At 42.8% G+C, this 12,362-nt stretch carries 15 protein-coding genes; all 15 read right to left on the bottom strand.

Annotated features, from left to right (window positions below; all coding sequences use genetic code 11):
- Positions 1-71 precede the first annotated feature (71 nt).
- The 15 genes from IAG03_RS06220 to IAG03_RS06150 all read right to left on the bottom strand — a co-directional run bounded on the left by IAG03_RS06220 (position 72) and on the right by IAG03_RS06150 (position 12,308).
- A complete protein-coding gene (locus IAG03_RS06220) occupies positions 72-536 on the bottom strand; it encodes a DUF5071 domain-containing protein (protein WP_249319133.1) in 465 nt (154 codons plus the stop codon).
- 1 nt (position 537) lies between these two features.
- Positions 538-1,620 carry an RHS repeat-associated core domain-containing protein gene (locus IAG03_RS06215; RefSeq protein WP_249319132.1) on the bottom strand — a complete coding sequence of 361 codons (1,083 nt, stop codon included), beginning with the start codon at positions 1,618-1,620 and terminating at the stop codon, positions 538-540.
- Between the two features lie 109 nt (positions 1,621-1,729).
- A complete protein-coding gene (locus tag IAG03_RS06210) occupies positions 1,730-2,488 on the bottom strand; it encodes a hypothetical protein (RefSeq protein ID WP_249319131.1) in 759 nt (252 codons plus the stop codon).
- 2 nt (positions 2,489-2,490) lie between these two features.
- Positions 2,491-3,981, bottom strand: coding sequence for an RHS repeat-associated core domain-containing protein (locus tag IAG03_RS06205; protein WP_249319130.1), 1,491 nt, complete (start codon positions 3,979-3,981; stop codon positions 2,491-2,493).
- A gap of 103 nt (positions 3,982-4,084) precedes the next feature.
- Entirely contained in the window at positions 4,085-4,441 is a 357-nt protein-coding gene (locus IAG03_RS06200) for a hypothetical protein (RefSeq protein ID WP_249319129.1), read from the bottom strand.
- On the bottom strand, positions 4,434-4,778 hold the full coding sequence (locus IAG03_RS06195) for a hypothetical protein (RefSeq protein WP_249319124.1): 345 nt from the start codon (positions 4,776-4,778) through the stop codon (positions 4,434-4,436). The genes IAG03_RS06200 and IAG03_RS06195 overlap by 8 nt, the downstream gene beginning before the upstream one ends.
- Before the next feature lie 22 nt (positions 4,779-4,800).
- On the bottom strand, positions 4,801-5,433 hold the full coding sequence (locus IAG03_RS06190) for a hypothetical protein (RefSeq protein ID WP_249319122.1): 633 nt from the start codon (positions 5,431-5,433) through the stop codon (positions 4,801-4,803).
- Positions 5,434-5,446: 13 nt separating this feature from the next.
- Positions 5,447-6,931 (bottom strand): RHS repeat-associated core domain-containing protein, encoded by a 1,485-nt coding sequence (locus IAG03_RS06185; RefSeq protein WP_488169036.1) that lies wholly within the window; start codon positions 6,929-6,931, stop codon positions 5,447-5,449.
- A 149-nt stretch (positions 6,932-7,080) separates the two neighbouring features.
- Entirely contained in the window at positions 7,081-7,692 is a 612-nt protein-coding gene (locus IAG03_RS06180) for a hypothetical protein (protein WP_249319119.1), read from the bottom strand.
- A 14-nt stretch (positions 7,693-7,706) separates the two neighbouring features.
- Positions 7,707-8,171: a hypothetical protein gene (locus IAG03_RS06175; RefSeq protein WP_249319117.1), complete on the bottom strand. Its 465-nt coding sequence runs from the start codon at positions 8,169-8,171 to the stop codon at positions 7,707-7,709.
- A gap of 34 nt (positions 8,172-8,205) precedes the next feature.
- Entirely contained in the window at positions 8,206-8,745 is a 540-nt protein-coding gene (locus tag IAG03_RS06170) for an RHS repeat-associated core domain-containing protein (RefSeq protein ID WP_249319116.1), read from the bottom strand.
- A 126-nt stretch (positions 8,746-8,871) separates the two neighbouring features.
- A complete protein-coding gene (locus tag IAG03_RS06165; RefSeq protein WP_249319114.1) occupies positions 8,872-9,291 on the bottom strand; it encodes a hypothetical protein in 420 nt (139 codons plus the stop codon).
- Between the two features lie 96 nt (positions 9,292-9,387).
- Positions 9,388-9,711: a hypothetical protein gene (locus tag IAG03_RS06160; protein ID WP_249319112.1), complete on the bottom strand. Its 324-nt coding sequence runs from the start codon at positions 9,709-9,711 to the stop codon at positions 9,388-9,390.
- A 264-nt stretch (positions 9,712-9,975) separates the two neighbouring features.
- The gene (locus tag IAG03_RS06155) at positions 9,976-11,409 is read right to left on the bottom strand and encodes an RHS repeat-associated core domain-containing protein (protein WP_488169035.1); all 1,434 of its coding nucleotides are present in this window, start codon (positions 11,407-11,409) and stop codon (positions 9,976-9,978) included.
- Between the two features lie 107 nt (positions 11,410-11,516).
- Entirely contained in the window at positions 11,517-12,308 is a 792-nt protein-coding gene (locus IAG03_RS06150) for a hypothetical protein (protein WP_249319108.1), read from the bottom strand.
- Positions 12,309-12,362 lie beyond the last annotated feature (54 nt).

Raw genomic sequence — 12,362 nt, 5'->3', positions numbered from 1 at the left:
AGGCTCACTTTTTATTACGATTTTCTCACCTACAACTGTAATTCCACCTTTCTTCGTAAAAACGATGCTCCTTAACTATCCCAATTTGTCCAATTATGATAGTGTTCTTTCAGTAAAGTTAAAGTATCGCAAGATAAACTGGATATGAGCATATCATTATCAAGTAGTTCGGATAAATAATCCAACCACATTAACCCGATATCCTTAGACATTTTTTTTGTGCTTTCAACTGCATTTTCCAACGCTATTGCCAATTCTTCGCCTGAATAGGTTTTTAGTCGTTTTGCAATTGTTATTGCTCCTGGCCAATTGATATCTTGCAACCATTCTAATAATTGAGACAAATAAGGTTTTAATTGCATATCAGATTTTTCTGATAAAATGTTTGCACACTGTTCCCAAACCGATGGAGGTGCTGGCGGTTGAATTAGCAAGGATAAATTGTCAATTTTTTTTGCAAGTTCTAACCCTTCTAATTGAATTTCATCCGGATTTTCCCAATTAAGCATTTTATATATTGAGGTTATATCTTGCATATTAATTTCCCCCATCCCATTTTACAACAACAGATTTAACCGCAGTCGTCCAAACCGAAGATGAGCCAGCATTGTGCCACTCTTCAAGTGTTCCTCCAATTGGATGAACACTGACATGATTAACTCCATCTTTTACTGCATATACAACACCAGTTTTATTTAAATTTTCTATAGTTGTTACTGCAGCTTTTTGACCCGGGAGAGGAGGAACAGTTGAAAAAGATAGTCCTCTTCCGGTTAATGGATACATATCTACATCGTGCTGACTTGGCGTTAAACTTCCTGGATTAGTTCCACCATACCGATAAATTGGGGTATCCGGATTCAGAGGAGGCGCTTTTGTAGCTGACTTTTCTTTATCTCTTTCGGCCTGCCTTTGCAAATTTCGCATTGCAGGATAAACTACAGCTGCACTTGCCGCCATTGTGATAGCAGATGACCAGAAAGCTGCCTTAATCCGCGTTTGATTAATTGAATTAGTAATAGCCTTTTTTATTGTCCTTTGCGCTTTAGTAGCTGTTGACCTACTGATAATCCCTACAGATGCTAAACCGCTAACCGCTGCGGCAGCAATTATTCCTAATCCAAACATAGCCGCAGCTCCAATTGCAGCGGCAAATTTACCATTCGAATCGCTTCTGTTTGCTGGATTATTTCCACAATATGAGAATAGATTGTAACCAGAAGAACTTTCATTCGCTCCAAGCAACCCATCCGCATTCAGAAATCTTCCCACTTCCGGATCGTAGTACCGGGAATTGAGATAATACATTTCGGTTTCGGAATCGTAGTAGTACCCACGATAGCGGAAGGGGTTTACATCAGCGATAGTGCCTGTGCCGAGGTTTTCTTTTGTGAGTAATTTTCCCCACGCGTCATAGCTGTATTTCGCTACAATCTGCTTGCTCGACGCATCACACAATGCAATGACATCACCTTGCAGATTGTAGAGATAGTAATACAGCTTCCCGCCGTGTTCCATTGCAACCCTTGTTCCCTGTTGGTCGTAATAGAACCAGGTTACCGTACTGCCCGTCTTTTGGGCAAGGATTTTGGTGCCGTTGAGGAAATAATCCGTTGCCATCTCCGGATGTCATCTGTATTATTGTTGAAGGCAAAAACAAAAGCTATATTTTTATCTTGACGTTCTCTCCTTTTTAAGAAAAGGAGAGAACGTCAGTACACATCATTCATTAAAACTTTTTATCTAAAGGCATCGCCTCCTGTTTCTCAACAGGTTTTACGTAATACACAATAAAACTTCGGATAAAAGACGCTATAACAATTCCTAATCCTGTCAAGATCAAAATTGTTATAACAATTCTCTTCTGGAGCAATTGTGTATTGACATCATAAAGCAATATTGCTTTACCATCCACATCTGTTTTTTCAAGCTGCGAATAAGAACCAGCTGCAAAAGTATTGTAAAAAGCACCCATATTATTTTTCACCTTATAAGTGCATCCACTCACCATTTTTTCCCGATTTTGACGGACTTGATACCACGCCTTTACAGTTGAAAGACTCTGTTCATCGATTTCGCACATCCGGACAAAATCGCCACTGGAAGTCACTTCAAGCAGAAGGGAACCTCTAACACAAAAGATCACGAGATTTGCTTCATTCCAGCGAATATAATAACTGCCTGTATTATTAAATTTCAAACAGGATACCAATACATTATTACTGTCAAAAATACGAATCTCGTTTTCCTTTAATCCAATGGCAACGTCTCCGTTCGGCGAAACGTCGAAACTTATAATCGGAGAGAGAATCTCTACGGAAGGTTCAACTTTTCTCATTTGAACGTTTTTCCAGATTTTCTCTATCTCTGACGCCTCCATAGGGATGGTATCCATCCCAAAATCTGAAGCAAAAGTTGACGTTCCCATAATAAAAAACGATAGGAAAAAGCAGAGTGTAATTTTAAAAATATTCCATTTCATATTCATCTCTACCACTCCATTATTTTTACATATAGGTGATCTGCCATATCAAAAACATTGTACTCACACAACGTTGTGGTTTCACCCCATTCTGCATGAGCTTCTCCACCAAGTACTGACGGAATTCCTACTCCCGCAAATTTTGTTATACCACAATAATTTGTATCCTTTTTAGGACCCGGGATAATATTTACTTCTCCTCCGGCGACTACTGAAGCCGGAGCACCAGGAATTGGCACATTTGCAGAACCTCCGATCTGATATCCCGGTCCAGTCAATTTACTGACTTCAGGGGCATTTGTTGTCATCGTATAGAAGCTTACTGAAACGGCTGGACTGCTTGCTGCCGATACACCTCCCGCTACTGTAATTTGACTTGCAACATTACCTTGAGAATCAAATGATCTTCCTATTTGAAAGTTCGCACTAAAGGCTCCTGGGGTAACACTTGCACTGGCTCCTGTTGTAAACGTAAAACTTTTTTTGGAGAGTGTTTTCTGAAACTTCTTAACAATTGGACGTATTACGTTTTTGACAACTTTCTTTATAGAATCTTTGATTGCCTTAAAAAACCATTGTCCACCAGCGTCTTGATTATTAATCGGGTTGTTGGCACAGTACAAATATAAATTATTTCCCAAAAGTTTAGAACCACCATCGGTAATGCTATCCGCATTCAAAAACCTTCCCACTTCCGGATCATAATATCTCGCGTTGAGATAATACATTCCGGTTTCGGAATCGTAATAGTACCCGCGATAGCGGAACGGGTTTACATCAGCGAGGGTGCCTGTGCCGAGGTTTTCTTTTGTGAGTAATTTCCCCCACGCATCGTAAGAATACTTTGCTACGATCTGTTTCGAGGAAGCCTCACACAGCGCGATAACGTCTCCCTGTAAGTTGTACAGGTAATAGTACAACTTCCCGCCGTGCTCCATTGCGACACGGGTACCTTCCTGGTCGTAATAGAACCACGTCACCGTACTTCCGGTCTTTTGGGCAAGAATTTTGTTTCCGTTGAGGAAATAGTTTGTTGCGGTTCCGTTGACTGTTTTTTGCGTCCGGATGCCGTCGACATTGTACTTAAACGACAGCGTCATCCCGCCCTGCGATGTGCTGGCAAGCTGCCGCCCCTGCCATGTGTTTGACCAGCCGCGGTAGGTGATCGGGTTGCCGATTGCATCGTAGGCAATGGATTGGCCGTCGTACGCTGTCAGCTTATCCTTCCAAGTGGTATCGCCGTACGTGTATACAACCGTACTGGTCGGGGTTGCAGCACTTAAATCTGCATCTGTCGTATAGGCATATTCCTTGCGGTTTAAAATATTCCCGCCTGCATCGTACGTATATACGATCGTTTTGTTTTGGGTAATGGAATCGTGACGGGTTAGTTGGTTCAGACTGTCATAGGTGTAGGATTCTTTGAGTTCCGTTCCCTCTTTTACCGTCTTGATGTTCCCGAGGTTGTCATACGTATACGTCAGGTTCCCGACGCGCAAATCTCCCGCTGTGATTCCCGTATACGTCAGGCCGCTGGCAATCCCGGTCGTTTCGATGCCAGAGCGGAACCAGTTCCCGCCCCGGCATCGAACTGAAACAAAATTAAATATTGCCCATTCCTGCTATAGTTGCCATGTATTCACCAAATGTAATTCCGGTAATCAAATACACTGCTATTCTTATCATCAACGTTATTTCACCTAATATAATAAATCCATGTAATATTTTTTTTGTAATAGCAGAATGTTTTGCAATAATATTTATTAGAAACCAAAAACTAAACAGAATTGCGTTTGCTGGAATTAACCAAGCTAAAATATAATATAATTGCTTTTGCGTACCAGCGTTGATAAAATAATTTATAAACAAAAAACCAATAATTGCGACAAACACTCCGCCAAAGACGCAAACTAAATCCACCCCTAATGTTTTCTTTCTTAATTCATGTTTATTATCCATACCAAATCCTCCAATAATTCTCAATAAAGTAATCTTGATCAAATCCCCAGTCAAACGAAGCGCCCACAATGAAATATCCGCCGAAACTTGCCAGGGGGAAATTCTGTCCAAAAGAATCATACGGCTGAATATCATTAGGCATTCTATTCATATTACCATCAAAGCATATATACGGCTTGAAATATCCAGTCTCAGCATCCCAAGAAATACACTCTTGCCCCTCAATTCCAATTGAGGCACCATTCTTGTATTCGGCACCAATTCTAAATCCATTATGCTCCAATTGCACATTTACTATATCGTATTTTAATATAAGTGATCCCTTAAATCCTTCCATTCCGTCTACCGATCCACTTAATTTAATCAGAAGTAGAATAGTTAAACGTTGATCGATCGCCCCAGCGTTCAATTTCGCTGCGCAGCATCTCATTGAACAGCGCAATCTGTTGCTCCGAATAGCCGATATCACTTAACTGTTCGCTGTAAGTTTTCATCCTACTGTTCGGATTTTCCCGGTACTGGTACAACAAATACGCGTTGATATAATTCCGGCAGGTAATCGCCGAACGTTCTGGTTCTTCAATATTATCATGCAAGACTTCTTCAATAAAGCTTCGCGTATCCTGCCAAAAGTACTCCACAATCTGGTTCATGGTATCCCCTTCCCGCAGCTTGCGGTCTCCATATGTTTCAATTTCTTTCTGTAATTTTTCATTAAATCGCTGTATCTCGTCTTTAAGATCCCATAGATCAGTTCCTTTTTCTTTATGAAAATAGAAATTTGATGCTCCGCGCAACTCTTCTTCATAAGTACTCCATGGAAAACTGGGATCTTTCATTTTCAAATACCGTAGCCACAGTTCTAGACGGTTTCTGCAGTCAATTAGAGAAAGGTTTAATCCCCTTCCCTCGTAAAGAAGCTCATCTGTCATTTCCTCATTTGTAAAAGCAAATTCACTTATAATGGTATATATCGCATTATCAAATTTCATTTTCTTCTCCTTTTCATTGAGCCGGCACTGCAGAAGGATTTCCTGTTGCAAGAAAAACGATCACGCCGGCCACTGTTGCAACAATCATAACAGCTTCCGGACTAATGTCTGGAAGAGGTGACGTATCAAATGTAAATCCGTCCGTTTCCACCCATGTGCTCTCTTCTTCATAAATCACAATGGCTTTATGTGCTCGAACTTTTCCTCCTGGATATACGTGCCAATGTTTTCCATTTGGTGCTTCAACAACCCAACCAGATCCACCATCCATACTCGAATCTGGAACCCAGACATTTCCTTTTTTATCTTGATACCCTCTCTTGCCACTTGGCGATTTTACTTTTCCATCTTTCCCAACATTTTTTGGCGGCTTTTTGGGCGGGACATATCCGTCTTTTGAACTTGGAGGTCCAGGTTTAGACGGTTTGCTGTTCGCTATCATACGACGCTCTTCTTCTGTCAACTGTATTTCCTCTGGCGGATGTACCGTACAAGAGTGTCTATTACTTGGAGGCGTATACTTACCGCAATTGCTGCAGACATAATATCCCATATGATCTGCATAAATAATCGGATTATTTCTGCAATATGCAAACAAATTATTTCCTGTAGAAATGCTGTCCTGCGCAAGTACCGCATCCACATTGATAAATCTCCCCGTCTCCGGGTCATAATATCTCGCGTTAAGATAATACATCCCGGTTTCGGAATCGTAGTAGTACCCACGATAGCGGAAGGGGTTCACGTCAGCGATCGTGCCTGTGCCGAGGTTTTCTTTTGTGAGTAATTTTCCCCAAGCATCGTAAGAATACTTTGTTACGATCTGTTTCGAGGAAGCCTCACACAGCGCGATAACGTCTCCCTGTAAGTTGTACAGGTAGTAGTACAGCTTCCCGCCGTGTTCCATCGCAACCCATGTTCCCTGTTGGTCGTAATAGAACCACGTCACCGTACTTCCGGTCTTTTGCGCCAGGATTTTGTTTCCGTTGAGGAAATAGTTTGTTGCGGTTCCGTTTACCTTCTTTTGCGTCCGGATGCCGTCTACATTGTACTTAAACGACAACGTCATCCCGCCCTGCGACGTGCTGGCAAGCTGCCGGCCCTGCCACGTGTTCGACCAGCCGCGGTAGGTGATCGGGTTGCCGATTGCATCGTAGGCAATGGCCTGACCGTCGTAGGCCGTCAGTTTGTCTTTCCAGGTGCTGTCCCCGTACGTGTATACAACCGTACTGGTCGGTGTTGCAGCACTCAAATCTGCATCTGTCGTATAAGCATATTCCTTACGATTCAGAATATTGCCACCCGCATCGTACGTATAGACAATCGTTTTGTTTTGGGTAACCGAATTGTGGCGGGTTAACTGGTTGAGTGCATCGTAAACATACGACTCTTTGAGCGCCGTTCCCTCTTTTACCGTCTTGATGTTCCCGAGGTTATCGTACGTATACGTCAGATTCCCAACACGCAAATCGCCCGCTGTGATTCCCGTATACGTCAGGCCGCTGACAATCCCGGTCGTTTCGGTGCCAGAGCGGAACGAGTTCCCGCCCTGGCACCGAACACGATAAAACTTTCTCTGCTCAATTCATCAAATACTTAGCTTAAGGTGCCGCTATCATACATAGAAAAGGCAAAAATTGATCCATTTTATTTACTATCTTTTGAACTGTAAGAAGGGGTTCTTTTTGCAAACCAATCATACTGCGTCTCCACATTTGGATCCAACAAACAGCTTAAAACAAATATAAAAACTAATATTACAGTTACAAACACACTGCAATACAATAAGATATATCCTAAATACTCCCATACAGATGTTGCATATACTTGTTTTCTAACTTCTCCTGTTTCTTGGAAAATCTGACGATATCCTAGCGTGGATTTTAAAACATATTTTTTACCGTTGCTATCCTCAAAAATGTTTTGATACGGACGAATGGACTCTTTTTGGTATTTTGTCCACAGTGGTTCTCCATTTAAATTATAAAAGAAAACCTGATCTTCTTTTTGAATCCCAATTGTATTTCCATCGACAATAGAAAATGAATTCCCACTATGCAAAGGGATCTGTATTGTTCTAACTATTGTCTTTCCGTTCAGAACCACAATCCTTTCTTCTTGCCCAATATAAAGATTCCCATGAGCATCAATCGCAAATCCGTAAAATACCGGAAGAACGTTCGTTATGCGCAGAAAAATCATAATAAATGCAATTATTCCAACAGGTATCATAACCGATAAAATCTTTTGGCGATTCACATTTATCATTCCTTCTAATAATTTTCCAAAATCTGGTCGATACAATCGGGTATGTTGATAACATTTGACATAGCTGTAAATGATGTCTCGCCATGAACCTCTGGCAATGGACCAAAACTAACTCCCAAGTTAACACCATAATATACTTCTCCAGTATCTTTATCTGGAATGACTAAAATTTCCAAACCAATAATCCATGCGGAACCACCAACTTGATAAGCCTGCCCTGCAAGCTTATCTACAGAAGGAGCATTTGTAATTTGGATATATCCAGATACTGATGCGCTAGGAGTACCTCCGCCTATTCCCCCGGAGGCAAAATCTCCAAAATTCCCTTGTGAATCGACAACGCAACCTACATTCCCGTCAACTTTCGCACCAGCCGCAGCACTTCCTCCACAGCCAATACCAATTGTAAACCCATCTGAAGGTTCCTGAGGATTCGGCTTCGGTTTCGGTTTTGGTTTCCCACAGTTCATATGGACTTCACTCGGAGGTGTATACACACCACATTTAGAACAAGGATAAAAGCCTGAATAATCCGCATAAATTATGGGGGGTATTCTTACAATAAGCAAACAAATTCCCCACTGTCGGTTTGTTTTCGAGAATCATAATCACATCCGCATTCAAAAACCTTCCCACTTCCGGATCGTAGTACCGAGAGTTGAGATAATACATTCCGGTTTCGGAATCGTAGTAGTAGCCGCGGTAGCGGAAGGGGTTCACATCAGCGATCGTGCCTGTGCCGAGATTTTCTTTTGTGAGTAATTTTCCCCACGCGTCATAGCTGTATTTCGCTACAATTTGCTTACTTGAAGCATCACACAGCGCAATAACGTCTCCTTGCAGATTGTAGAGATAGTAGTACAGCTTCCCGCCGTGCTCCATGGCGACGCGGGTGCCGTTCTGATCATAGTAGAACCAAGTTACCGTACTGCCGGTCTTTTGCGCAAGAATTTTATTTCCGTTGAGGAAATAGTTTGTTGCGGTTCCGTTGACTGTTTTCTGCGTCCGGATGCCGTCGACGTTGTACTTAAACGACAGCGTCATGCCGCCCTGCGACGTACTGGCAAGCTGTCGGCCCTGCCACGTGTTCGACCATCCGCGGTAGGTAATCGGGTTGCCGATTGCATCGTAGGCAATGGACTGGCCGTCGTAGGCCGTCAGCTTATCCTTTCAAGTGGTATCGCCGTAGGTATACGGCACGGTTGTCTCCGGCGTCAGCGCACTCAAATCCGCATCTGTCGTATAGGCATATTCCTTGCGGTTTAAAATATTCCCGCCGGCATCATACGTATATACGATCGTTTTGTTTTGGGTGACCGAGTTGTGGCGGACAAGCTGGTTGAGCGAATCGTAAACATACGACTCTTTAAGTTCCGTTCCCTCTTTTACCGTCTTGATGTTGCCGAGATTGTCATACGTATACGTCAGATTCCCGACACGCAAGTCGCCCGCTGTGATTCCCGTATACGTCAGGCCGCTGACAATCCCGGTCGTTTTCGTGTCGTTGACATCAAGGTAGGCGTAGTTCGTCTTGATGCCCGACGCGTCCTTTTTCGTCAGACGTCCCAAAGCATCGTACGTGTTCGTCACCACACGCTCGCCCGGCAGCGCCACCGTCTTCAGTTTAATGGAAGCTAGGTGGTTCTCTCTCGTAAAAAAAGAACCACCCAGCAAACAACTTGTCGTTTATTGCAAATTTTCTGGTTTTTTCTTCTTTCCCACTAATTTATCCATGTCTTCGAAACAACACAGCATATAAACATAGAGAAACCAACTCAAAGAAGAAAGAACTCTGATGCCGTTTAACATTTTGCCACGGTCGATAGAACGCAGCCAATCCCAGTCCATCTGCATGCTGATTCCAAGAAGATCTGCAAGCAAGCATACAACGATCATTCCGATCGCCAAGCCGAAAAAGGCGCTCTTTTCCCGGTATCTTACAAAAAACAGGATCAAAAGTAAAATATGTACCGCCAGTGATAGAATCATCCACACCTGTTCACGAAGCATTTCTCTTTTTCCTTTCAAAAATATAGATTAGGACAACAAACGGCATCAGAAAAACTGGTTCATTCAGGTAATCAAAAAGAAAAAAATCATTCTTTAGTGGATTCATCAGCTTGAATACCCAACTCGCGATACACAGCGCTGCATGCGCCAAAATCGCCGCGCAGATTACATAGTCTCTTCTTTTTTTCACTATGATATCAATCGCACACGCCATTACCAAAAAAATTGCAAAAAGAGAACTATACAATTTATTTCCCTGCTTTCTTAATTGAAATAGGATATTCCAACTGTTTTATTAAAGGCCAAATTGCCATTTTGGTCATATAGTACGTACTGGGCATCGCATTCTGAATATCCGCATGGCCCAACTTCCAAGTAAATACGCGTAACAGTTACAACTGTATATCCTTTTTCAATGTATAGTGTTCTTCCTTCGTCATCTGTTGCAATACCATTTGGAATTACTGCCTCAGCCAAAGCTTTCATATCAAATGCAGTACTACCACTTCCATAAAACATGGATAATTCGTCTAAAACCTTGTTTTGAGCTGCGTAATTGGGTGCTGATATTGACGCATAATAAGAAAAGACATCCTCATTAGAATCTATATAGTCATAATTTATATGCTCCTTATATGGCGTATCATCTTCTCTATAAGGACGAGGAGGAGGAGCCAGATCAGGTATTGGATAATTTGCAGGACAAATATGCGTTTCACTCGGCGGAGTATAAATACGACACAGCGAACATACATAATAGCCTGTATGATCTGCATGGATAATTGGATTGTTTCTGCAATAGGAGAACAGATTTCCTCCGGTCGGAATATCGCCCGGCACCATAATTGCATCCAAATTCAGAAATCTTCCCACTTCCGGATCATAATACCGGGAATTGAGATAATACATCCCGGTCTCGGAATCGTAGTAGTAGCCACGATAGCGGAAGGGGTTCGCGTCGGCAAGGGTTCCCTCTTTGGTCAACAGCTTTCCCCAAGCGTCATAGCTGTATTTCGCTACGATCTGTTTGGTAGACGCATCACACAGTGCGATGACATCACCTTGCAGATTGTAGAGATAGTAATACAACTTCCCGCCGTGTTCCATTGCGACGCGGGTGCCTTCCTGATCGTAGTAGAACCAGGTGACGGTATTTCCGGTTTTCTGGGCTAAAATCTTCGTGCCGTTCAGGAAGAAATCCGTCGCTGTACCGTTGACTGTTTTCTGCGTCCGGATGCCGTCCACATTGTACTTGAAGGAAAGCGTCATGCCGCCCTGCGACGTACTGGAAAGCTGCCGCCCCTGCCACGTGTTCGACCACCCGCGGTAGGTGATCGGGTTGCCGATCGCGTCATAGGCGATGGATTGCCCGTCGTAGGCCGTCAGTTTGTCTTTCCAGGTGCTGTCCCCGTACGTGTACACAACCGTGCTGGTCGGTGTTGCAGCACTCAGGTCAGCTTCTGTCATATAAGCATATTCCTTGCGGTTTAAAATATTCCCGCCGGCATCATACGTATATACGATCGTTTTGTTTTGGGTAACGGAATCGTGACGGACAAGCTGGTTCAGACTATCATAGGTGTAGGACTCTTTAAGTTCCGTTCCCTCTTTTACCGTCTTGATGTTCCCGAGGTTATCGTACGTATACGTCAGATTTCCGACGCGCAAATCGCCCGCTGTGATTCCCGTATACGTCAGGCCGCTGACAATCCCGGTCGTTTCGGTGCCAGAGCGGAACCAGTTCCCGCCCTAGCACCGAACACGTTAGACTTTCCTCTTACATGCCTTCATTCCAATTCCTATTTTCACTTCAAAAAAGATACCATCCGTCCATCTTCCCAAGTTCCCAGCAATAGAGACGTATCATCATCGCAAAAATCAGCAAAATGATTGTATCGCGCTGTAAATTCATAAATTCTCTCACCCGTCTCTAATGAATAAACCGTTACCAATTCGCGACAAACTGCCACGAAATATTTCCGATTCTTAGAAAAACGAATGTCAAGAAACACTCCTTTATCTGTCTCGGATGTTCTTTTTTGGCATAGAATCTTTCTTTCTCCGTTTATACTTTGAATATATGGATGTTCATATTCATCAATAAAAGCACCCATTATTTCGTCTCCATCGAGATAGCAATTAAAAAGGGACGCTTCCATTTTGCTCGGCACTCTCCGTAAAAATTCTCCGGTTTCCAGAGAATAACAATACACCGCATATTGTTCCATTACCCACAATTCATTTCCCTCTCTTGAAAGTTTTCTTACAACTCCGTCTTCCAACATCGGGTCTTGTATGTCCAGAGACTGCAAAGTGGGTTCCGAATGGATGTCCGCCAAAAACAGCTCCTGCTTATCCGTGATGATCCCATCCGGAAAACAGTAACAATACTCTATAAAGCGGTCTTTTGAACAAATTACAGGTTCCGAACCCTCTGCACCCATTTTTCGAAACCGAAACAATCGTTGCAACCGGTTTTCCGGAATGCTATAGAGATAATAATTTGCAAAGAGCGTTCGGATCAGCAGATGCTCTTCATCCAGAAAGCCCGCATAATTCGGCGTATCAAATTGCCCTTTCCCTAATTTTTGAATCAATTGACCCGTTTCACGCGAATAGAGATACAGAATATTTTGGGAAGTGGTCAGAAT

Origin of the sequence: Yeguia hominis (assembly GCF_014384705.1) — a bacterium.
Lineage (GTDB): Bacteria > Bacillota > Clostridia > Oscillospirales > Acutalibacteraceae > Yeguia > Yeguia hominis.
The sequence above is the reverse complement of the archived record's forward strand: the minus strand, read 5'-3'. Positions and strand labels throughout refer to the sequence as shown.

Bases quoted from the DNA above. Each gene is read 5' to 3' on its own strand.
- IAG03_RS06200 (WP_249319129.1), bottom strand. From the start codon at position 4,441: ATGGATAATAAACATGAATTAAGAAAGAAAACATTAGGGGTGGATTTA.
- IAG03_RS06215 (WP_249319132.1), bottom strand. From the start codon at position 1,620: ATGGCAACGGATTATTTCCTCAACGGCACCAAAATCCTTGCCCAAAAG.
- IAG03_RS06160 (WP_249319112.1), bottom strand. From the start codon at position 9,711: ATGCTTCGTGAACAGGTGTGGATGATTCTATCACTGGCGGTACATATT.
- IAG03_RS06175 (WP_249319117.1), bottom strand. From the start codon at position 8,171: ATGAACTGTGGGAAACCAAAACCGAAACCGAAGCCGAATCCTCAGGAA.
- IAG03_RS06190 (WP_249319122.1), bottom strand. From the start codon at position 5,433: ATGAAATTTGATAATGCGATATATACCATTATAAGTGAATTTGCTTTT.
- IAG03_RS06170 (WP_249319116.1), bottom strand. From the start codon at position 8,745: ATGACGCTGTCGTTTAAGTACAACGTCGACGGCATCCGGACGCAGAAA.
- IAG03_RS06220 (WP_249319133.1), bottom strand. From the start codon at position 536: ATGCAAGATATAACCTCAATATATAAAATGCTTAATTGGGAAAATCCG.
- IAG03_RS06210 (WP_249319131.1), bottom strand. From the start codon at position 2,488: ATGAATATGAAATGGAATATTTTTAAAATTACACTCTGCTTTTTCCTA.
- IAG03_RS06195 (WP_249319124.1), bottom strand. From the start codon at position 4,778: ATGGAAGGATTTAAGGGATCACTTATATTAAAATACGATATAGTAAAT.